The organism is Herbaspirillum sp. alder98 (genome assembly GCF_020179755.1).
GTDB lineage: Bacteria > Pseudomonadota > Gammaproteobacteria > Burkholderiales > Burkholderiaceae_D > Herbaspirillum.
In genome coordinates this window covers 737144-758010 of sequence record NZ_JAIUCY010000001.1, presented here as the reverse complement: position 1 = coordinate 758010, position 20867 = coordinate 737144, and the positions used below count along the sequence as shown (strand labels likewise).

Below are 20867 nucleotides of genomic sequence, written 5' to 3'. Positions count from 1 at the left end.
TGGCCGGCTGGCGTTTTTTCGACATTGCTTTTCAGATGCACCGGATTTTCCCGGTGCGTGTTCTCCTTTGCCTACGCTGCGTTCTGCAGAACTGAACCGGCGCCTCATCTCTGCGCGGACAACTTGCTGTTGTTCGCGCATTTTCTTTTGGGGTGGCCGTATCGGCCCATGCAAGTCCGCAGGTAGCGCCTGGTGCTGCCGATGTGAACCCAGCCTTCAGAGGAGAACCGCATGATCCAGCCCCCCATCCAGCCTTCCGCTAATGAACCCGACAGTGGCACTGCCGACGATGCCCGGGTGTTGATCGGCACCGACAACAACGATCTGTTGCTGGGTGGTCCGGACGGCGATGTCATTGCGGGCGTAGCTGGCAACGACGCGCTGTACGGCGGCCAGGGCAATGATGATCTGGACGGCGGCGTCGGTAATGACGAGTTGCACGGCCAGGGCGGCAACGATGTCCTCTGCGGTGGTCCTGGCGACGATTTTCTTTCAGGCGATGCCGGCAACAATGTGCTGCGTGGCGGCGCCGGCGCCGATATCTACGTGGTCGGCAACTGGCAAGGTCACGACGTGATCGATAACGCAGCCGGCGGCGCCGTATCGGGCGAGGGCGACATGATCCTGTTTGCCAAGGGCGTCGTCCCCGGCATGGTCTTCGTGCAGCGGGACGACGACGACCTGACGATCGAAGTCCCCGTGATGCATGCCTCGGCGCGGGTGCTGGACTACTTCAGCGGCGACGGCGGCACGCCCCATGCGATCGATCAATTCAGGTTCGATGACGCCACTACCTGGACCGCAGCCACGGTCAAGGAGCGGGTGCTCAATGGTTCGTCGCGTGGCGAGCGCCTGATTGGCTACGCTTCGGCCGACTGGATCGAGGGGCGTGGCGGCGACGATGTCATCGAGGGGCGGGGGGGCAATGACCTGCTGTACGGCGGCGAAGGTAACGATGTGCTGGACGGCGGCGCCGGCCACGACGCGCTGTATGGCGGCGCCGGCAATGACCGCCTCGTGGGGGGCGCGGGTAGCGATTATTATTTTTTCGGGCGTGGTTCGGGGCACGACGTCATCGTCAGTGACGGCAATACTGCCGGCGATGCCGATTGCGTTCACTTTGGCCAGGGCATCGACGAAAACCAGCTCTGGTTCCGGCGCATCGGCGACGACCTCGCGATATCGATCATCGGTGCTACCGATTCGCTCGAGGTGAAGAATTGGTTCGCCGGCGCCGCTGCCGGTTTCACCACCCTGATACTGGCCAGCGAGAAATCGATCGCGCCGGACAAGATCGATGCATTGGTCGCTGCCATGGCGTCCATGCCGTTGCCATCGTCGACGGCTAGCCAGGCGCTCGCGCAAGACCACGGCCAGTTGACCACGTTGATCGCCAGTAGCTGGCTGGGCGGGCAGGCCGCGGCATGATGAACCCCCCGCAAATTCACAGAAAAGGGAGTGGATTCCCGCTGGCCAGGCGTTTGCCTGAACGCGGACCTGCGTCTACGGATCGAGGGAGTCTTGGCATCCCGGTGCTTCGCGCAGGCAAGACCATGACCGCCAGGTCGGGCGGCAGCGTGCTGATCGGTACCCAGGATTGCGATGTGATGCTGGGACGCGGTGGCAACGACCGGATGCTGGGCGATGACGGCGACGACGTGCTCGACGGTAAGCGCGGCAACGACACGCTCTTTGGTGGCCCCGGCAACGACTTTCTCTACGGTGGCGTGGGGCGCGACATCCTGTATGGCGGCGATGGACGCGACCAGATCCTGGGCGGACGGGGCGCCGACTTCCTGCTGGGGGGCGACGGTGGCGACCGTCTGCATGGTGAGAAAGGCAATGACATCCTCGATGGCGGCACCGGCAATGACCTGCTGGACGGTGGCTTGGGCAGCGATATCTACCTGTTCGGCCGAGGCGATGGCCAGGACACCGTGGTCAACGCCGAGCGCACGGCAGGTGACCTCGATTACGTCCGATTGTGCCAGGGCATTCATCGCGAGGAAGTCTGGTTTCGCCGAGAGGGCGTCAATCTGAAGATGATCCTGCTCAATGACATCGACAGCATCGACAGCCTGACGATGCTTGACTGGTACGCCGCTACCCCGCAGCGCGTCGATCACTTCGAACTGGGCAGCGGCAGGCGCCTGACGGCAGACAAGGTCGAGGTACTGGTCGATGCGATGGCCTCGTTCGATCCCCAGGTGACCAGCGTGGCATCGCTGCCTGCCGAGTTGCTCACGACGCTCAGGCCGTTGCTGGCGCAAAGCTGGCAGTGAAGGCGCTGGTGCGATTTTTTATTTGCCGTTTCTATGTGTCGTATCACTACTTGGAAAGGAGTCACAAATGTCGGATGACGAACAATCGCTGGTACAGCATTCTGCGGTCGAGGACGATTCACTTGAGGACGATATGCTCGACGACCCGCAAATGGACCGGCCGCAATCGCAGGCGCAGATAGTGTTGCGGCAGGTGCAGTTGTCGGGCCCCATGGGGACCATGGATGGTCGAAAACACTTGCTCAATGCGGAGCAAGGCAAGTTCAATTACTTGATAGGTTCCGAGCAGGGCGACGAAATCTACGGCGGTGAGCTGGACGACATGATGATGGGACAGGGCGGCAATGACATGCTGTCCGGCCACGGTGGCAACGATATTCTGCTGGGCGAAGAAGGCATGGACGGCCTGCGGGGCGGGGACGGTGACGATACCCTCGATTCCGGTGATGGGGCCGATACGCTGGAAGGGGAACGCGGAAACGACGTCCTCATGGGCGGAGCGGGTGTCGATGTTCTGCTGGGTGGAGAGGGGCATGATGTCCTCATCGGCGGAGCGGGCAACGATAGTCTCTGCGGCCAGGAAGGGGACGATATCTATCGCTTCGACAAAGGCGACGGTCAGGACGTCATCTGGAACGCAGACGAGTCTTCATCAGCTTCACCGGGCGTCAATTACCACGACCGTATCGAATACGGCAGCGGCATCGGCCGCGACCAGCTGTGGTTCCAGTCCAGCGAGCATGATCTGCTGGTGACCAATATCGAGACCGGTGACAGTCAACGCGTGAAGCAGTGGTACGAGGGAGAAGGCTATCGCATCGACGAATTCTGCCTGGACGATGGCAGCACGCTGTCGGGCGATCACGTCGAATCCCTGGTGGCGGCGATGGCTGCTCTGCCCATGCCCGCCATCGGCACCCCTCATTTTTCGACTTCCTATCTGGCGACACTGAACCCGACGCTGGCCCAGAGCTGGAAGTGAGATTGCCCGGCGTACCGCGCCGACGGCAAGCGAACTGCACCACCATTTCAGAGCAGCATCGCAAAGACAAGCACCAATGCCGGTCTTTGTATCGTTGGCCTGCCAGCCAGGCCCGTTGTTAACTTCACATGGAAAGGAATCATCATGGCCAGAAAGAAACGTATCGAGTCCGACGTCGCCGCCAAGGACGTCACCGACACAGCCGCTATCGAACCTGCCACGCAGGTGGCAGCGACGGTGCCACGAAAGACCCTCAAAGGCACCAGCCACGCGGATCATCTCAACGGTGGGGCGGGCGATGACACGTTGATCGGCAAGGCGGGCGACGACGTGCTCAAGGGCGGGGCCGGCAACGATACCCTCGATGGCGGCAACGGCGACGACAAGCTCTATGGGGGCAATGGCAACGACATCCTGTCGGGCGGTAACGGCCGGGATCGTTTGCTGGGCAGCGCGGGCGCTGACCAGTTGTTCGGCAACGCCGGTGACGACAAATTGTACGGCGGTGCCGGCGACGACCTTCTTGACGGTGGCGCGGGCAACGACCGCCTGTACGGTGGCGCAGGCAATGATCGCTACCAGTTCGGACGCGGCGACGGCCATGATGTGGTGGTCAGCACCGACAAGAACAACACCGATGAGGATCGCCTGGTCCTGGGCAGCGGCATTGCACAGGACCAGCTCTGGCTGGAGCGGGCCGGCAAGCATCTCAAGCTCACGCTGATGGAGACCGGGGATACGCTCACCGTGCGTGGATGGTACAGCGATCCGACGCATCGCCTCGATTACATCGAACTGGCCAGCGGCAAACAGCTCGCCGACAGCCAGGTAGAACAACTGGTACAGGCCATGTCGGCCTTTGAAGCGCCCGCGCCCGGTGCCGGCAAGTTGCCACCCGATGTGCAGGCTGCCCTGAAACCGGTGCTGGCTGCCAGCTGGGAATAGTGCTGTTGCGGGCGCGACGTCGGTCTGCGGCGTGCTCCCATTGATCTTGTCTTCAATTATCCAAAGGAACCATGATGTCCAATGAAGCTCTTGCTCCTCTTGCCGTACCGACGGTCGATCAGAATGGCCAAGATATCGTCGTGACCAGCGCCGACGGTCAGCGCAGATGGCAGTTACAAAATTACCTTTCCGAGTTTAAGGGCGATGCGCGCGCGAGCAAGCTGGCGGGCCTGAATTTTCCCGTGACTCTGGAGCGTCATCCCGCCGTAGGTGGTGATGTCTGGGCCTTGGGGACCGCCGGCGATGACGTGATGGTCGGCGGCGACTTCGATGTCAGTGTCACGGCCGGTGATGGCGATGACGGCATCCTGCTGGGCGCGGGCAACGACTATCTCGACGGTGGCAACGGAAACGACTGGTTATATGCGGGTGCTGGAAATGACAGCCTGGTCGGAGGCGACGGCGAGGATCGCCTCTATGGCAAAGCTGGTGACGACATGCTCCAGGGCGGTGAAGGCGATGACCTGCTGAATGGAGGCAGCGGCGATGACCGCCTGTACGGAGGCCTGGGTAACGACCGTCTCCGTGGCGGGCCAGGCAACGACAGGTATGTGTTCGAATTGGGCGACGGGCAGGACCGGATATTGAACGGGCGCAGCACTGACGATCTTGACGTCGTGCAATTTGCCGGTGGTATCACGGCCGAGCAACTCTGGTTTCGCAAGACCGGGAAGAACCTGGAAGTGAGCGTGATCGGCACCGATGATAGCGTCACCATCGTCGACTGGTATGCGGACGATGCGCGGCGCGTGGACCGGTTCGATCTGATTCCGGATGCTAGCTATTATGAATCCGGTACCCGATCTCTGGACATGGAAAAGGTCGAGGCGCTGGTGCAGGCGATGTCCGCCTTTTCGCCACCGCCTGAGGGAACCACCTCTTTGCCACAAGATTACCTCGCTGTCCTGGCGCCGCCGCTGGCCGCTGGCTGGCACTACGCAACATGACACGGTGCCGGTGCTAGCCGGATTTGTTTCTTTGGTGGTTGATGCGAATCGCGTCAACCGCAATGTTCAATCATCCAATGGAATTATCATGACTTATACATCGACGAATACGCCCGCGAATAGATCCGGGAGCAGTTCTAATACTTCGTTTCGCAGAGTGCCGTCACCCGACCCGATTGATCCAGCACCGGTGCGTACCGTGTTTCGCCCATATCCCAATGTCGAGCAGGTTGGTGATGATCTCGTGTTCACCTTTGCTGATGGTCAATCTAAAAAAACGATAAAAAATTATTTTACCGGCCTTGATAGCAATGCGAAAACAAGCAAGCTGGCCTTGCTGAGTAGTAGTGTCTCGGTCGAGCCTGCTTCCACATTCGGTGGCAATCTCGTGGTGAAGGGCAATGAAGAGGATAACCTGATCTTCGGCGATGACCTCGGTCTCGATATCGACGGCGAAGCGGGAGACGACGTCATCCAGGCCGGAGAAGGTGCCGACCGTCTCTCGGGAGGGGAAGGCAGTGACTGGCTGTACGGCGGCGCCGGGAATGACAGATTGTCAGGCGGCGTTGGCAACGATGAACTCCATGGCGAAGCAGGGAATGATGAACTCCGCGGCGGCGCTGGAAACGACACGCTTGATGGTGGGACTGGCGACGACTCCATGGACGGCGGACCTGGCGATGACAAACTAAATGGTGGGGTTGGTGATGACCAATTGAGCGGCGGGTCGGGTGACGATGTATTGGAGGGTGGAGAGGGCGATGACTACATGAGGGGGAGGGCGGGTAGTGACATTCTGCACGGCGGAGAGGGCAGCGACTCCCTCTACGGAGACGATGATCACGATTTCCTATTCGGTGGCGTCGGCGATGATCGGCTTTACGGCGAAGCGGGCGCCGACATGCTCTTCGGGGGCGATGGCAATGATCGGCTGAACGGCGGCGACGGCAACGATGAACTGTATGGCGAGGAGGGAAGTGATGTTCTCATTGGTGGATTGGGCAATGACACCTATCACTATACGAAGGGAGACGGGCGGGACTGGATACTCAATCGGGGCGGTGACCAGGACTACGACGTCATGCTGTTCACCGGTAACATCACGGTAGAGCAGTTATGGTTTCGCCGGGTCGACAATGAAATGCGGGTGACGCTGGTGGGGACAGAAGAGGGCGTTACCTTCGTCGATTGGTATCTCAATGATGACCAGCGTGTGGACGAGTTCAGGCTGAGTAACGGTGGACCCGTTCGATATTTGAAGGGAAGTGACATCGAGGCGCTGGTCGGCGCGATGGCCGCATTTTCTCCTCCAGTCGTGGGAAGCAGCTCCTTGCCGAACGATTGCGGCGCTGTCCTGGCGCCGGTGCTGGCTGCGAAGTGGACTTGAGTTCTGACGAGAGCCGTGCAGGTCCCGCAGAGACAGGGTAAGCGGGGCCTGTTCTGATGCGTTTGCCGTTGGCGATCCCGAGACAAAGTCCGGCGGTTCATCAGATCTTCTTGCAAGAAGACCTCGACGCATTTCTCTGGTTTGCAGCGCCCATGCTGCCGATCATGCAGTGGTCGTTGGCATGAGCGCCGTGGCTTTTCTGGCGCAAGGCGGGCGGCATCAATCACTTCTTTCAAAGGAATCATCATGTCAGAAAATATGGAAATGACACGCTCCCAGCTGCCTGTGCCGATGCTCGAGCATCAGGGGCGCGACCTCATCGTTATCCCTGTGACGGGCAAGTCCATGCGTGTGCCGAATTATTTTCCCGACCTCGGGTCGGACGAGATCGAATCAATGCTGCTGGACATCAATCGCAATATCCCGATCGATAGTCATGAATATATCAAGAACATTGCGCATTGCACTAATGGTCCCAATGTCGTGTTGGGAACCGACGAGCAGCTTATTGCGATTGCAGGCGACGGCCGGGATGTATTGATCGGCGGCGCTGACAGTGATGTGCTTGAGGGAGGGGCTGGCGACGACTATCTGTACGGTGGCCTTGGCGAAGGCAACGATACGCTCGACGGCGGTGAAGGCTCGGACTTCCTGGTTGCCGAATCGGGGAAAAACATCCTGTTTGGCCGTGGCGGCAATGACATGATGATTGGCGGCACCGGCATCGACTGGATCTACGGCGGGCCGGGCGACGACTATCTTGTCGGGAACGGCGGCGACGACGAGTATCTCTTCAGGAAAGGGGACGGCCATGATGTGGTCGACAACCGGGACGAAAACGGCAACGACACGTTGCATCTGGTCGATGTCAACATCGACCAGGTCTGGTTTCGGCGCGTCGGTGATGACCTCGAAGTGAGCCTGTTCGAGACCGGAGACAGCGTAAGGCTGAACGCCTGGTATAGCACCCCCGCCATGCGGGTCGATGCGATTGCCACCATGCCCGTTGACGGCGAGCAGGCAGGCAAGCGCCTGAGTAAGGATCGCGTCGAGAATCTGGTGCAGGCGATGGCCGCTTTCACGCCACCGCCGCTGGGTTCGACTGCGCTACCGGCCAGCTATCAGGCCATCCTGGCGCCGGTGCTAGCGGAGAGCTGGCATGATGGCAGCGCCGGCGGCGGGCATTGATCCTGGATAGGCCCGGCCAAGGTGATATCGATGCATCCCGCGTGCCCGTGCAGTGCACGCGGGCTTGCTTGTGCAGGCGGCGAGCGTCGCCTGCCAGACAAACGTTGATTCCCTTTACTGCAGAACTACTTATATTGTTCAAGCCGCTGCGGGTAATGATGGCGCCGTGCAACGCGGAGTTACAACGACGGCGTAGGCATTGGCCGTGATGAATCGTGGTTCCGGCATGCAGGATCCGAGAGTGATCCCCTTCGAGAAGGGTGACAGCCAATGCGTGAAACAGTGACCCGAGAGCGCTGCGCACCGCATCGATATCTTCCCCTTTGACGATGAAACGCGCCTGCTAGGCGGGTGCCGATTCATTGGTCGATGCCGGCCATCGGCATCCGTCACTCTTCGCCCGACTAACAGAATGCACTCAATCCGATACTGGCCAAGAACTGGCAATGACCTGCCCGACGGCGGCCTGGGCAGCGATGTCTATCTGTTTGGCCGAGGTGATGACCTGGACACCGTGTTCAATGTCAAGCAGGCGGCTGGTGACCTCGATTACGTACGATTGTGCTACGGCATTCGTCCCGAACAGGTCTGATTTCGCCGAGAAGGCCTTACCTTCCACACGATCCTGCTCGTTGACATCGACGGCATCTAATCTAAGGCATCGATAGCATGACGATGCCTGACGGGTACGCCGATACGCCGCAGCACGTCGATTACTTCGAACAGGGGAGCGGCACGCGCCTGACGGCAGACAGGGGCGGGATGCTGGTCGATGCAATGGCCACGTCCGCTCCACAGGCGAGCAGCATGGCATTGCTGCCTGCTGAATTGCTCTCGGCTTTCAGGCCCTTGCTGGCGCGAAGCTCGCAGTGAAGGCGCTGACGCATTTTTTTTCGTATCACTAATGAAAGGAGTTACAAATGTCGGATGACGAACAATCGATGTTGCAACATTTTGCGCTCGAGGACGATTCAGCGGAGGGCGATAGGGGCGATGACCCGCAAGTGGATCGGCCGCAATCGCAGACGCAGACAGTAACGCGCCAGGTGCGGCTGTCGGGGCCGATGGGGGGCATCTATGTTAATCATCACCTGCTCATGGGGGCGCAAGACAAGCCCAACTTCTTGACGGGATCCGACCAGGACGACGAGATCCATGGTGGCGAACGGGACGACATCGTTCTGGGACAGTCCGGCAATGACATGCTTTTCGGTGAAGGTGGTGACGATATTATCGAGGGCGACGAAGGCATTGACTGCCTGCGGGGGGGCGACGGTAACGATAACCTCGATGGCGGTGATGATCATGATTCGCTGCAGGGAGAACGCGGAAACGACGTCCTCACGGGCGGTCAGGGTGCCGATAATCTACTGGGTGGCGAGGGACACGATGTCCTCATCGGCGGAACGGGCAACGATAGTCTGTCCGGCGAGGAAGGCGACGATATCTATCGCTTCGAAAAAGGTGATGGCAAGGACGCCATCTGGAATGCCGGCGACTCTTCATTTTCTTCAGCGGGCGTCAACTATAACGATCGTATCGAATACGGCAGCGGCATTACCCGCGACCAGTTGTGGTTCCAGCGTAGTGGACAGACTCTGCTGGTCACCAACATCGAGACCGGTGACAGTCAACGCGTGAAGCTGTGGTACGAGGGGGAGAATAATCGCATTGACGAATTCTGCCTGGACGATGGCAGTCGCCTTCCCGAAGCGCGTGTCGAGGCACTGGTGACTGCGATGGCGTCGCTGCCCATGCCTGCCATCGGCAGCCACCAGCTTGCGCCTGCCTATCAGAAGATCCTTGATCCGGTACTGGCGCAGAGCTGGCAGTGAGATCGTCACCATTTTCTGCAGAGCCGTCATCGACGCCGGTTGATGACATCCGCACACGCCCGCGACCCCGCTGCCTAACGGCCAGCGGCGGCATCATCGGCCTGCCAGACAGGTCACTCTAGTTCTTCACATCGGCACTCGTCCGTTACTGGCCGGGGTTGAGTCTTTTGTGGTTGATGCGAATTTCCTCAACCGTAATTGTTCATTCATCGAATGGAGTTTTCATGTCTTATACATCTTTAAATACATCTATTCCTTCGTTTAACACAACGCGGACCGCGCCGGAGCGCACCCCGTTTCTCCCCTATACAAATGCTGAGCAGGTTGGCGATGATCTCTTTATCAGCTTCGGTGATGATCAACCTGGCAGAACGATAAAAGCTTTTTTTGCCGGCCTTGATAGCAATGCGCAAACAAGAAAGCTGGACATGCTGCGTAGTAGCGCTTTTGTCAGGTGGCCTTCCACAGCCGGTGGCAATATCCTGATCAAGGGCACGGAGGAGGATAACCCGATCCTCGGCGATGACCTCGGTGTCGATATTGACGGTGAAGGGGGCGACGACATTCTCCAGACCGGAGCAGGTGCCGACCGTCTCTCGGGAGGGGCTGGGCGTGACTGGCTGTACGGTGGCGCCGGTAATGACGAATTGTCAGGCGGTATCGGCAACGATGAACTTCATGGCGAAGCAGGTAACGACAAGCTTGATGGTGGGGCTGGTGATGACCTTCTGGATGGTGGCCCTGGTGATGACCGTCTGGATGGTGGTCCTGGTGCCGACGTTCTGAAAGGAGGAGCTGGCAATGACCGCTTGGAAGGTGGCTTGGGGAGTGACCATTTATACGGCGGAGATGGAGATGACGAGGTGATAGGGGGGGCAGGTGATGACATTCTGCTAGGGGACAGGGGTAACGATGTTGTCTTCGCTGGCGATGGTGATGACTTGATGAGCGGTGGCACAGGCAATGACTATCTTTCCGGTGGGTCCGGCAACGACACGCTCTTTGGAGATGCCGGCGTTGACCTGCTGAAAGGCGACGACGGCGATGACCTATTGGCAGGAGGTACAGGCAATGACATTCTCTGTGGCGGAGCGGGTAATGATCGCTATTTGTTTATGCGTGGCGATGGAACGGACGCGATATACAACCTTGGGCATGTCGGCGACCGCGACATCATCCGATGGACGGGCGACATCAGCCCCGATCAGCTATGGTTTCGCAAGGTCGGCAATAACCTGAAGGTGAGCCTGATAGGAACAAATGATGAGGTAACCATAATGAAGTGGTTTGTCGATGACGCGCAGCGTGTGGAGCGGTTCGAGCTAAGCACCAATAACATCGACATTTTACCCAGCGTGTTTCAATTTGAAGGCCCCAAACCTGAAATTCACTCTCTGGAAAATGCGAAGGTGGATGCACTGGTGGAGGCGATGTCCGCTCTTCCACCGCCGCCGCTGGGAACCACATCCTTGCCTGAAAATTATCACGCCGCGCTGGACCCGGTGCTAGCCGCCAGCTGGGTTTAGTGCGAGCGGCGCAATGTCCGGTGGCAAGGCCGCTGCGGCGCCGACATGATCTTTCACTTATTCCGTGTTCACTCATAGAGAGAAATTCTGATGTCCTATACACCGACGAATACACCGACAGATATACCTGAGGATGGCGCTACATTTTTGCCTGGTACAAATCCGCAGACCACTCTGCTTCGGACTAATAAAACTGTTGAGCAACGTGGCAATGACCTCGTGATCAACTTTGGTGACGGCCGACCTGCCAGAACGATAAAAAATTATCTTGCAGGCCGGGATAGCGAGGCGCAAGCAAGCAAACTGGCAGGCCTGAATAGTTCCGTTTCGGTCGAGTCTCCTCCTACAGACGATGGCAAGCCCGTGGTAAAGGGGACGGCGGCGGATGACCTGATCCACGGCGGTGACACCGCTGTGCGTATTGACGGCGAAGCGGGAGACGACATCATCGAGGCCGAAACAGGTGCCGACGAGCTCTGGGGAGGGAGAGGGCGTGACTGGCTGTACGGTGGCGCCGGTAATGACGAATTATCAGGCGGCATCGGCGACGATGAGCTCCATGGCGAAGCAGGTAATGATGAATTGTCAGGCGGCGTCGGCAACGATGAACTTCATGGCGAAGCGGGTAACGACGAACTCTACGGCGGATTTGGAGACGACAAGCTTTTTGGTGAGGCTGGCGACGACCTCCTGAGCGGCGGGGTTGGCGATGACAAACTAAATGGTGGGGTTGGTGATGACCGCCTGGAAGGCGGACCGGGTAGCGACGTATTGCACGGTGGTGAGGGTGCTGACGACATGAAGGGGGCGACGGGTAACGACACGCTGCACGGCGGGGAGGGCAGCGACACGCTCTCCGGCGACGATGGTAAAGATTACCTATACGGTGACGCAGGCAATGACCGGATTTACGGCGGGGCCGGCAATGACCTGCTCTTTGGGGGGGCTGGCAATGACCTGCTGGTAGGAGGGACCGGCATCGATACACTGTATGGAGAAGAAGGAAATGATTTTCTCAGTGGGGGAGCCGGCAATGATACTTATTATTATAGGAGGGGAGACGGGCACGACTGGATATCCAATCGAGGTGATGACAACGACCAAGACGTCATGCTGTTCGCCGATGGCGTCGATATCGAGCAGTTATGGTTTCGCCGGGTCGACAATGACTTGCAGGTGACCCTGGTTGGGACAGAGGACGGCGTGACCTTCGGCGATTGGTATGTCGATGCTCGTCAGCGAGTGCATGAGTTGAGGTTGAATAACGGTGGACCCGTCGTTCATTATCTGGATCATAGTGGCATCCAGACGTTAGTCGATGCGATGGCCCGATTTTCTCCTCCCCCAGTCGGAAGCACCGACTTACCAGCCAATTACCAAACGGAGCTGAGTGCGCCGCTCGCCGCCGCCTGGAAATTCTGAATTTAAGGCGGCGCCAGGCGCTGGCTGGCCTGGCGCCGCTTCGCTGCGCCCCTTCACTGATGCCATTTTCATTTTTCTAGAGGAATTGTCATGTCCAATACATCGACAGATACACTACTAGGTGACCCGGAATATATATCGACAGATACACTGACATTTGCCCCGGAACACACATCGACAGAATCTCTTGATGAACTGACGTTTCTTAGGCCGCAACCCAACTATTTTCGCGCATATAAATCTATTGAACTGAGTGGCAATAATCTGGTGATTATCTTTGGTGATGATCGGCCTGCCATAACGATAGAAGATTTTTTTACCGACCTAGATGGCGATCCGAACAAAGAAAAGTTGATATTTCTGAATCGTTACTCTTCGTCTGGTGTTATCTCCTTCAGCACTGGCAGTCGTTGGATGAAGGGGGCGGAGTGGAGTGACATAATGCTCGGCCCCGATATTAGTGTCCATCTTTACGGCGAGGCGGGAGAAGATGTTCTCGTCGGCGGAGCAAGTGCCGACAATCTGTTCGGAGGGGAAGGGCGTGATTGGCTCTACGGTGGCGCAGGTAATGACGATTTGCGGGGCGGCATCGGCAACGACACACTCCATGGCGAAGCAGGTAAGGACAGACTCTACGGCGATTCTGGAAACGACAAGCTTGATGGCGGGGCTGGCGACGATTTCCTTGACGGCGGGTCTGACGATGACAAACTAAATGGTGGGGATGGCGATGACCGGCTGGAAGGCGGGTCAGGGAAAGACGCGTTATCCGGTGACGGGGGCGATGATTACATGTCGGGGGGAGCGGGTAAGGACACGCTGGATGGCGGGGAGGGCAGCGACACGCTCTACGGTGGCGACGGTGGTGATTCGCTGCTCGGTGGCGCAGGCAATGACCGGCTGTACGGCCAGGCCGGCTCCGACAATCTCCGTGGAGGGGCAGGCAATGACCTGCTGGACGGCGGGATCGGCAAAGATGACCTGCGTGGAGACGAGGGAAATGATTTTCTCATTGGGGGAGCCGGCAACGATACTTATTATTATGCGAGGGGAGACGGGCAGGACAGGATATTCAATCGAGGCGGTGCCAAAGACTTCGACAACATGCAGTTTACGGGTGACATCACCGCCGACCAGTTATGGTTTAGCCGGGTCGACGATGACTTGCGGGTGACCCTGGTGGGGACAAAAGATGGTGTTACCTTCGTCAACTGGTACGGCGATGCTGCCCAGCAGGTGCAGCTTTTGCAGCTAGGTAAAGCTGGTCGCTTCAAATATCTGCGACAAAGTAACATCGAGGCGCTGGTCGACGCGATGTCTGTATTTTCTGCGCCGACGGCAGGAAGCACCTCCTTGCCTGAAGACTACAGCGTGACCTTGGCGCCGATACTGGCGGCCCAATGGAAGCGTGCCTGAAGAGCCCGGCTCTGCCATGGCAGAGCCGGTGTCGCGATGTCTCTCCATCTATGAGATTTGCATTCATTGAAAGGTGTTGTCATGTCGAACGCCGGTTTTTCATCGCTCTTGTTCAATCCGAGCCCCCCATCCCGCAAGCCCTTCGATGTCCGGCAGGATGGCGCAGACCTGATGATCACAAGTCGCGACGGCCAGCGCGAGTGGGAAATAAGGAATTACTTTCTTGATATGACGGCGGATGCGCAGGCCGGCAAGCTGGCGGGCCTGGTTCTGTCCGTGTGGGGTGAACATCATCCTGCGCGCCATGACAGTTCCCTGATGCTGGGTTCGCCAATGGATGATGTGATGCTGGGCAATGACGATGACCTGCGCATTCTCGCTGACGAAGGCGATGACGTCGTGGTGGCCTTTGCCGGTGCGGATTATCTCGACGGCGGGGCGGGTCGTGACTGGCTATACGGTGGCGCCGGTACTGACATCCTGGAAGGCGGCAAAGGAAATGACCGGCTCTATGGCGAAACCGGCGACGACAAGCTCCTCGGCGGGGAGGGCCGCGACATGCTGTTCGGGGGGGCAGGCAATGATCTGCTGTACGGCGGTAAGGGAGATGACGCCCTCGGTGGGGGGAAAGGCAATGACACCTATGAGTACCAGAGGGGCGACGGTCAGGACCGGATATTCAATCAAGGCGGTGCTGCCGACCACGACGTCATGCGGTTCACCGGTGATATCACCGTCGAGCAGTTATGGTTTCGCCGGATCGGCAATGACCTGCGGGTGAACCTGGTGGGGACCGAAGAGGGCGTCACCTTCGTCAGTTGGTACGTCAATGATGCCCAGCGCGTGGATGAATTGGTACTGTCTAACGGTGAGTCCATCCAAACGCTGGATAAAACTGGCGTCGAGGCGCTGGTCGACGCGATGTCCTCATTTGCTCCCCCTCCGCCGGGAAGCACCTTCTTGCCGGACGAATACAGAATGGCTCTCAGCCCGACGCTGGCGGCCCATGTGACATAAGCCAGATCCTGCTCATGTCGTGGGTGGACTCTGCCGCCAAGTCGCTGCAAAAAAATCCCGCGTGGTTGCCAGCCACGCGGGATTTTTCGTGGTGGCCGGCCATATCGCCGACCTGGACCGTCGGTTTATTCCTTGACCGCTCCCGTCATGCCCGAGACGTAGTATTCGACGAAGAACGAATACACCACCGCCACCGGCAACGACCCCAGCAGGGCGCCGGCCATCAGCGCGCCCCAGTGGTAGACGTCGCCATCGACCAGTTCGGTGACGATCCCCACCGGCACCGTCTTGACCTCGGAGGACGAGATGAAGGTGAGCGCATAGATGAACTCGTTCCACGACAGCGTGAAGGCGAAGATGCCGGCCGAGATCAGGCCCGGTACCGCCAGCGGCAGGATGATCTTGACCAGGATCTCCCAACGGGTGGCGCCGTCGATGAGCGCGCACTCTTCGAGCTCATACGGGATCGAGCGGAAGTACCCCATCAAGAGCCACGTGCAGAACGGGATCAGGAAGGTCGGGTAGGTCAGGATCAGCGCCCAGCGGGTATCGAACAGGCCCAGCTTGAACACGATCGCCGCCAGCGGGATGAACAGGATCGACGGCGGGATCAGGTACGCCAGGAAGATGCCCAGGCCGACCTGCTTGGAACCCTGGAAGCGCAGGCGCTCGATCGCATAGGCGGCGAACACGCTGGCCGCTAGCGAGACGAAGGTCGACACCACCGACACGATCACCGTGTTGAGCAGCCAGGCCGGATACTGCGTGTCGAACAGCAGTTTCTTGAAGTGCGCCAGGGTCGGTGCGATCACCCAGAACGGATTGCCGCTTTGCGACAGCAATTCGTTGTCGGGCTTGAAGGCCGTGATCACCATCCAGTAGAACGGAAACAGCAGCACGAACAGGAAGATCAGCAGCGGAATGTAGATCGTCACCCAGCGGCGCGGTGTCGACTGCAGATAGTCCATGCCCTGGTTTTCGATTGCGTCATCTTTGGTCTTGGACATTATTTGTCACCTCCCTGTTGCCAGCCGCGACGTTGCAGGCCGAAGTACGAGAACATGATGGCTGCCAGCAGGAACGGGATCATGTAGGTTGCCATGGCCGCGCCTTCGCCCAATGCGCCACCGGGGATCGCACGCTGGAACGACAGCGTTGCCATCAGGTGCGTGGCGTTGAGCGGACCACCGCGTGTCAGCACATAGATCAGCTGGAAGTCGGTGAAGGTGAACAGCACCGAGAACGTCATCACCACGGCGATGATCGGCGTCAGCAGCGGCAGCGTCACGTAGCGGAACTGCTGCCACGGCTTGGCGCCATCGATGGCCGCCGCTTCATACAGCGAAGGCGAGATGGTCTGCAGGCCCGCCAGCAGCGAGATCGCCACGAACGGAATACCGCGCCAGACGTTGGCAAACACGGTCGACCAGCGTGCATTCCATGGGTCGCCCAGGAAGTCGATGTAATGATCGATCAGGCCCATCTTGACCAGCGCCCAGCTGATCACCGAGAACTGCGCGTCATACAGCCACCAGAACGCCAGCGCCGACAGGGCGGTCGGGACAATCCAGGGCAGCAGCACGATGGCGCGGAAGAAGGTCTTCAGCGGCACGTTCTTGTTGAGCAGCACGGCCAGCCACAGGCCCAGCGCAAACTTCAGGATGCTGGCGCTGATGGTGTAGAACAGGGTATTGAACAACGACAGCTGGGCCAGTGAATCGCCCAGCAGATAGGCATAGTTGTCCAGGCCCACGAAGCTGCCTTCGCCACCGATCTTGGTATCGGTGAAGCCCAGCCAGATGCCGAGCCCCAGCGGGTAGGTCAGGAAGACCACCAGCAGGATCACGGCCGGGGCCATGAACAACATGCCCAGGACGTTACGGTTATTCAGGAAACGGGATAGCATGATTAGCCTCTGTTTTATGCCGCATGCAACATGACGGCGGATGCTTTTTTCGCTTTTTTCATTTCTTCATGCAATGCATCGCATGCGTCGGCCGGCCCTGACAACCGGCCCGATTCGCCCCACGGGGAACGCATGGCGCAACGGATGCGACCGGCGTCCAACGACGACCCCGGCCGCACCGAATGCCGCATCAGGACTGCATCAAGTCTTGTAGTAGCGCTTGGCGCGATCGGACGCGCGGTCGATGGCCTGCTGCACCGTCTTCGAGCCGCTGGCCGCTTCGGCCACCATGTCGACCACCACGTAGTCGGCCATGCAGGCCGCCGACGCCTGGCCCAGCGGGCCTTCGTGACCGTGGTCGATCATGATCGAGGCCGAGTCGCGGTACACGGTCGCCTTCGGGTCTTCGGTCCAGATCGGGTTCTTCTCGTAGGCCTTGAGCGGTTGGCTGACGTAGCCGATGGCGGCCTTCATCCATGGGTTGTACTGGTCCGGCTCGAACATGAACTGCACGAAGGCCTTGGCCGCATTGGGGAACTTGGTGTGCTTGAAGACCATCATCTGCGTGATCTGCATCAGCTCGGTCGGCTTGCCGGCCGGGCCGATCGGAAAGTGCGCGTGCTGCGTATCCTTGCCGATATCCTGCAGTTTCGCATCGGGCGAATTCTTGGCCGCGTAGTACACCGAGATGCCATTGGCCGTCATGCTGATCTGGCCATCCAGGTACGCCTTGTTGTTGGACGGATCCTGCCACGACAGGGTGCCCGGCACGAAGGTCGCGTACAACTGCTTGGCGTATTCGAGAGCAGCCTTGGTCTCTGGCGAATTGATGGCCACCACGCCCTTCTTGTCGACCAGCTTGCCGCCGTGCGACCACAGCAGCCAGTGCGCCCAGTTGTTGGCGTCGCCGACCGCCTTGCCCAGCGCAAAGCCGACCGGCGTGTTCTTGGCCTTGAGCGCCTGGCACAGCTTCAGGAAGCCGGCGGTGTCCTTGGGGATGGTCTCGAAGCCGGCTGCCTTGATCTGGCTTTCACGGTACACCAGCGCATTGCCGATCACGCCCAGGGGCATGGCGATCCACTTGTTGTCCTTGGTGCCGTACTTGCGGCAGACGTCATACCAGCCGCCGTAGCGCTTGCCGAGCGAATCGGCCAGGTCGGTCAGGTCCAGCAGCTTGGTCGGATATTGTTGCGGGTCATCGAACCAGCCCAGCACGATGTCCGGTCCGCTGCCGACGTTGGCCGCCACCGCCGCCTTGGGGCGCACGTCTTCCCAGCCTTCGCTGTCGGTGCGCACGGCCACCCCGGTCAGTTCGGTGAATTTCTTGACGTTGGCATTCCACAGGTCTTCGTCGCCCTGCACGAAGCGCTTCCAGCGCAGCACGCGCAAGGTCGCGCCCTGTTCGATGGGGTATTTGATACTGTCGGCCGCACCTGCCCCCGCCGGTGCGGCGAAGGCGTTCATGCCTACGCTCGATGCGGCGGCAGCGGCGGCGCTGCTCACCAGGAAGTCGCGTCTTGTCAGCTTGCTCATGTCTCCTACTCCTTCGGTTGAAAGTCGAATGGACCGCACTGTGGCGGGTTTTCTTTTCTTCTTGTTGCTGCAGGTGCTACAGGTAATGCCTTGCCGGCTCAGCGACGCACCAGCGTCTGGCCCGATTCGGTGTCGAACAGGTGCGTGCGGGTGTGGTCCGGCACCAGGTGGATCGTGTCGCCCGCACCAAAACCATGACGCTCGCGGAAGATCGACGTCAGGCTGGCTTCGTTGAAACGGCTGAACACTTCGGTATCGGCGCCGGTCGGTTCGACCACGATCACCTTGGTGGCAATGCCGTCGCCGGCGGCGCCGATGGACAGGTGTTCGGGACGCACGCCATAGGTCACGCGCTGGCCGTCGTTGCCCAGCAGTTGCTGGCCGTATGGCGCCGGCAGGCGGGTGCCGTCGGCGAACTCGACTTCGGCGCGCTCGCCATTGCGACGCAAGGTGCCGGGGATGAAGTTCATCGAGGGCGAGCCGATGAAGCCGGCCACGAAGATGTTCGATGGATAGTCATACAGGTCCAGCGGACGGCCGCGCTGTTCCACCAGGCCATCGCGCATGACCACGATCTGGTCGGCCATGGTCATGGCTTCGATCTGGTCGTGGGTCACGTAGACCGAGGTGGTCTTCAGGCGCTGGTGCAGTTCCTTGATCTCGGTGCGCATCTGCACCCGCAGCTTGGCGTCGAGGTTCGACAGCGGTTCGTCGAACAGGAAAACCTGCGGATCGCGCACGATGGCGCGGCCCATCGCCACCCGTTGCCGCTGGCCGCCGGACAACTGGCGCGGATAGCGTTCCAGCAACTGCGTCAGGCCCAGGATGTCGGCCGCTTTCTTGACGCGCTCCTCGATGAACGGCTTGTCCTTCTTGGCCAGCATCAGCGAGAAGGCCATATTGTCCTTGACCGTCATGTGCGGATACAGCGCATAGTTCTGGAACACCATGGCGATGTCGCGATCCTTGGGCTGCACATCGTTGACCACGGTGCCGCCGATGAGGATCTCGCCATCGCTGATTTCTTCCAGCCCGGCCAGCATGCGCAGGAGGGTCGACTTGCCACACCCGGAGGGGCCCACCAGCACCGCGAATTCGCCATCGGCGATGTCGATGTCGACGCCGCGAATGACCTGGGTGCTGCCGAATTGTTTCTTGACTGCGCGAATCTGTACTGATGCCATGCAAATGCTCCTCGTGTGTATCCTCGTCTGATGCCGCGCACCGGTCTCGGTCAGAGGCCGGCGTCGGCTCTTTCTTTTTAATTCATTGTGGATGCGGGGATCTCGGGCGTCCCCTCTACACCTGGTGCTGCTGCCGGGCGGCATGACCGCCGGCGGTGTTGGAATTCCCCTCAGGCTCAAGGGGCTTGGTCTCTGCTGTCAGTTATTTTTTGTTGCCTTCGACCACGACGTAGGAGGGTCGTCCAGTGCGGTCCCAGTCGATCAGGTTCTGGGCCGCCTTGCGACGCAATTCCTGCGCCGCAACGTCGGAGTAGAAAGCTGCGTGGGGCGACAATAGCACACGCTTGTGCTGGACGATAGCCGATGCGGTCTCGGGTGGTTCGACCGGCAATACGTCCAGTGCGGCGCCCTTGAGCTGGTTCGATTCGAGCGCCGCCAGCAGGTCGTCGATGTTGATCAGGCCGCCGCGTGCCGAGTTGACCAGGTAACTATTGGGCTTGAGCAGCTTGAGCAGCGAGCCGTTGACCAGGTTGCGCGTGTCGTCATTGAGCGGGGTGTGCAGCGACACCACATCGGCCTGGCGGAACAGGTCTTCGCGACCGACCCGTTCGACATAGGCGGGGAAATCGCCGTCGATGATGTAGGGGTCATAGGCGATGACGCGCTTGAATACATTGCGGCTGATGTGCGCCATGCGCTTGCCGATACGGCCCAGGCCGATCAGGCCCAGCGTCATCTCGGAGGCGCGCGGGATGATGCCGGCGGTGGTGTAGTGCCACTCGCCCGCTTTCACGGCGCGGTCGTAGACGGTGATGTTGCGGATCAGGTCCAGCGCCATGGCCAACGCATGGGTCGATACCTCGCCCACGCCATAGTCGGGAGAATTGCCGACCCACACGCCGTACTTGGCGGCGTCAGCGGTATTGATGGTGTCGAAGCCGGCGCCGTAGCGGCTGGCGATCCGGATCTCGGGGCGCGCCGCGAACACCTTGGCGTTGACCGGCGCATATTGCACCAGCAAGCCCTGGCAGCCGGCGGCGGCGGCGATGACCTCGTCCTCGGTGCGGCATTGCGCCGTCACCACTTCTACACCGGCGGCCTTGTAGAGCGCCAGTTCGAGATCGACGTCGGGAAAATCGTAATCGGTAATCAGTACTTTCATTGCCTGTCTCCATGATGGTTGTCTGTTTCCACCTGATGCAATTACTTCTGAAGCGGCGCGTCCGCGTTATTTTTT

Annotated in this window: 19 protein-coding genes; 14 read left to right on the top strand and 5 right to left on the bottom strand. The window is 59.6% G+C overall.

Annotated features, from left to right (window positions below; translation table 11 throughout):
* Positions 1 to 231: 231 nt before the first annotated feature.
* From LBW87_RS03575 to LBW87_RS03510, 14 genes are all read left to right on the top strand, one after another.
* On the top strand, positions 232 to 1428 hold the full coding sequence (locus LBW87_RS03575; RefSeq protein ID WP_225200046.1) for a calcium-binding protein: 1197 nt from the start codon (positions 232 to 234) through the stop codon (positions 1426 to 1428).
* A 125-nt stretch (positions 1429 to 1553) separates the two neighbouring features.
* Positions 1554 to 2282, top strand: coding sequence for a calcium-binding protein (locus LBW87_RS03570; protein WP_225200045.1), 729 nt, complete (start codon positions 1554 to 1556; stop codon positions 2280 to 2282).
* 67 nt (positions 2283 to 2349) lie between these two features.
* Positions 2350 to 3264 carry a calcium-binding protein gene (locus LBW87_RS03565; RefSeq protein ID WP_225200044.1) on the top strand — a complete coding sequence of 305 codons (915 nt, stop codon included), beginning with the start codon at positions 2350 to 2352 and terminating at the stop codon, positions 3262 to 3264.
* Positions 3265 to 3408: 144 nt separating this feature from the next.
* Entirely contained in the window at positions 3409 to 4209 is an 801-nt protein-coding gene (locus LBW87_RS03560; protein WP_225200043.1) for a calcium-binding protein, read from the top strand.
* Between the two features lie 74 nt (positions 4210 to 4283).
* Complete coding sequence (locus tag LBW87_RS03555) at positions 4284 to 5216, top strand: calcium-binding protein (protein WP_225200042.1); 933 nt, start codon at positions 4284 to 4286, stop codon at positions 5214 to 5216.
* 88 nt (positions 5217 to 5304) lie between these two features.
* Complete coding sequence (locus tag LBW87_RS03550; protein WP_225200041.1) at positions 5305 to 6603, top strand: calcium-binding protein; 1299 nt, start codon at positions 5305 to 5307, stop codon at positions 6601 to 6603.
* A 246-nt stretch (positions 6604 to 6849) separates the two neighbouring features.
* Entirely contained in the window at positions 6850 to 7791 is a 942-nt protein-coding gene (locus tag LBW87_RS03545) for a calcium-binding protein (protein WP_225200040.1), read from the top strand.
* A gap of 412 nt (positions 7792 to 8203) precedes the next feature.
* On the top strand, positions 8204 to 8383 hold the full coding sequence (locus LBW87_RS03540) for a hypothetical protein (RefSeq protein ID WP_225200039.1): 180 nt from the start codon (positions 8204 to 8206) through the stop codon (positions 8381 to 8383).
* 77 nt (positions 8384 to 8460) lie between these two features.
* Entirely contained in the window at positions 8461 to 8664 is a 204-nt protein-coding gene (locus tag LBW87_RS03535; protein ID WP_225200038.1) for a hypothetical protein, read from the top strand.
* A 47-nt stretch (positions 8665 to 8711) separates the two neighbouring features.
* Complete coding sequence (locus LBW87_RS03530) at positions 8712 to 9626, top strand: calcium-binding protein (protein ID WP_225200037.1); 915 nt, start codon at positions 8712 to 8714, stop codon at positions 9624 to 9626.
* A 224-nt stretch (positions 9627 to 9850) separates the two neighbouring features.
* The gene (locus LBW87_RS03525) at positions 9851 to 11152 is read left to right on the top strand and encodes a calcium-binding protein (RefSeq protein WP_225200036.1); all 1302 of its coding nucleotides are present in this window, start codon (positions 9851 to 9853) and stop codon (positions 11150 to 11152) included.
* A 90-nt stretch (positions 11153 to 11242) separates the two neighbouring features.
* A complete protein-coding gene (locus LBW87_RS03520; RefSeq protein ID WP_225200035.1) occupies positions 11243 to 12574 on the top strand; it encodes a calcium-binding protein in 1332 nt (443 codons plus the stop codon).
* Positions 12575 to 12664: 90 nt separating this feature from the next.
* On the top strand, positions 12665 to 13990 hold the full coding sequence (locus tag LBW87_RS03515; protein WP_225200034.1) for a calcium-binding protein: 1326 nt from the start codon (positions 12665 to 12667) through the stop codon (positions 13988 to 13990).
* Positions 13991 to 14071: 81 nt separating this feature from the next.
* Positions 14072 to 15007: a calcium-binding protein gene (locus tag LBW87_RS03510; RefSeq protein WP_225200033.1), complete on the top strand. Its 936-nt coding sequence runs from the start codon at positions 14072 to 14074 to the stop codon at positions 15005 to 15007.
* Positions 15008 to 15132: 125 nt separating this feature from the next.
* Here the strand turns inward: LBW87_RS03510 and LBW87_RS03505 are convergent, their stop codons facing one another.
* From LBW87_RS03505 to LBW87_RS03485, 5 genes are all read right to left on the bottom strand, one after another.
* The gene (locus LBW87_RS03505) at positions 15133 to 16014 is read right to left on the bottom strand and encodes a carbohydrate ABC transporter permease (RefSeq protein ID WP_225200032.1); all 882 of its coding nucleotides are present in this window, start codon (positions 16012 to 16014) and stop codon (positions 15133 to 15135) included.
* Entirely contained in the window at positions 16014 to 16913 is a 900-nt protein-coding gene (locus tag LBW87_RS03500; protein ID WP_225200031.1) for a carbohydrate ABC transporter permease, read from the bottom strand. Before LBW87_RS03500 ends, LBW87_RS03505 begins: the two co-directional genes overlap by 1 nt.
* Before the next feature lie 201 nt (positions 16914 to 17114).
* Positions 17115 to 18446 carry an ABC transporter substrate-binding protein gene (locus tag LBW87_RS03495; RefSeq protein ID WP_225200030.1) on the bottom strand — a complete coding sequence of 444 codons (1332 nt, stop codon included), beginning with the start codon at positions 18444 to 18446 and terminating at the stop codon, positions 17115 to 17117.
* A 98-nt stretch (positions 18447 to 18544) separates the two neighbouring features.
* A complete protein-coding gene (locus LBW87_RS03490; protein WP_225200029.1) occupies positions 18545 to 19630 on the bottom strand; it encodes an ABC transporter ATP-binding protein in 1086 nt (361 codons plus the stop codon).
* Positions 19631 to 19832: 202 nt separating this feature from the next.
* Positions 19833 to 20792 (bottom strand): C-terminal binding protein, encoded by a 960-nt coding sequence (locus tag LBW87_RS03485; RefSeq protein WP_225200028.1) that lies wholly within the window; start codon positions 20790 to 20792, stop codon positions 19833 to 19835.
* Between the last annotated feature and the right edge of the window lie 75 nt (positions 20793 to 20867).

Excerpts from the sequence above, each read along its gene's own strand:
- LBW87_RS03505 (WP_225200032.1), bottom strand. The coding sequence starts at position 16,014 with ATGTCCAAGACCAAAGATGACGCAATCGAAAACCAGGGCATGGACTAT.
- LBW87_RS03570 (WP_225200045.1), top strand. The coding sequence starts at position 1,554 with ATGACCGCCAGGTCGGGCGGCAGCGTGCTGATCGGTACCCAGGATTGC.
- LBW87_RS03515 (WP_225200034.1), top strand. The coding sequence starts at position 12,665 with ATGTCCAATACATCGACAGATACACTACTAGGTGACCCGGAATATATA.
- LBW87_RS03565 (WP_225200044.1), top strand. The coding sequence starts at position 2,350 with ATGTCGGATGACGAACAATCGCTGGTACAGCATTCTGCGGTCGAGGAC.
- LBW87_RS03525 (WP_225200036.1), top strand. The coding sequence starts at position 9,851 with ATGTCTTATACATCTTTAAATACATCTATTCCTTCGTTTAACACAACG.
- LBW87_RS03510 (WP_225200033.1), top strand. The coding sequence starts at position 14,072 with ATGTCGAACGCCGGTTTTTCATCGCTCTTGTTCAATCCGAGCCCCCCA.
- LBW87_RS03545 (WP_225200040.1), top strand. The coding sequence starts at position 6,850 with ATGTCAGAAAATATGGAAATGACACGCTCCCAGCTGCCTGTGCCGATG.
- LBW87_RS03485 (WP_225200028.1), bottom strand. The coding sequence starts at position 20,792 with ATGAAAGTACTGATTACCGATTACGATTTTCCCGACGTCGATCTCGAA.
- LBW87_RS03555 (WP_225200042.1), top strand. The coding sequence starts at position 4,284 with ATGTCCAATGAAGCTCTTGCTCCTCTTGCCGTACCGACGGTCGATCAG.
- LBW87_RS03540 (WP_225200039.1), top strand. The coding sequence starts at position 8,204 with ATGCACTCAATCCGATACTGGCCAAGAACTGGCAATGACCTGCCCGAC.
- LBW87_RS03520 (WP_225200035.1), top strand. The coding sequence starts at position 11,243 with ATGTCCTATACACCGACGAATACACCGACAGATATACCTGAGGATGGC.
- LBW87_RS03530 (WP_225200037.1), top strand. The coding sequence starts at position 8,712 with ATGTCGGATGACGAACAATCGATGTTGCAACATTTTGCGCTCGAGGAC.
- LBW87_RS03575 (WP_225200046.1), top strand. The coding sequence starts at position 232 with ATGATCCAGCCCCCCATCCAGCCTTCCGCTAATGAACCCGACAGTGGC.
- LBW87_RS03495 (WP_225200030.1), bottom strand. The coding sequence starts at position 18,446 with ATGAGCAAGCTGACAAGACGCGACTTCCTGGTGAGCAGCGCCGCCGCT.
- LBW87_RS03535 (WP_225200038.1), top strand. The coding sequence starts at position 8,461 with ATGACGATGCCTGACGGGTACGCCGATACGCCGCAGCACGTCGATTAC.
- LBW87_RS03560 (WP_225200043.1), top strand. The coding sequence starts at position 3,409 with ATGGCCAGAAAGAAACGTATCGAGTCCGACGTCGCCGCCAAGGACGTC.
- LBW87_RS03500 (WP_225200031.1), bottom strand. The coding sequence starts at position 16,913 with ATGCTATCCCGTTTCCTGAATAACCGTAACGTCCTGGGCATGTTGTTC.
- LBW87_RS03490 (WP_225200029.1), bottom strand. The coding sequence starts at position 19,630 with ATGGCATCAGTACAGATTCGCGCAGTCAAGAAACAATTCGGCAGCACC.
- LBW87_RS03550 (WP_225200041.1), top strand. The coding sequence starts at position 5,305 with ATGACTTATACATCGACGAATACGCCCGCGAATAGATCCGGGAGCAGT.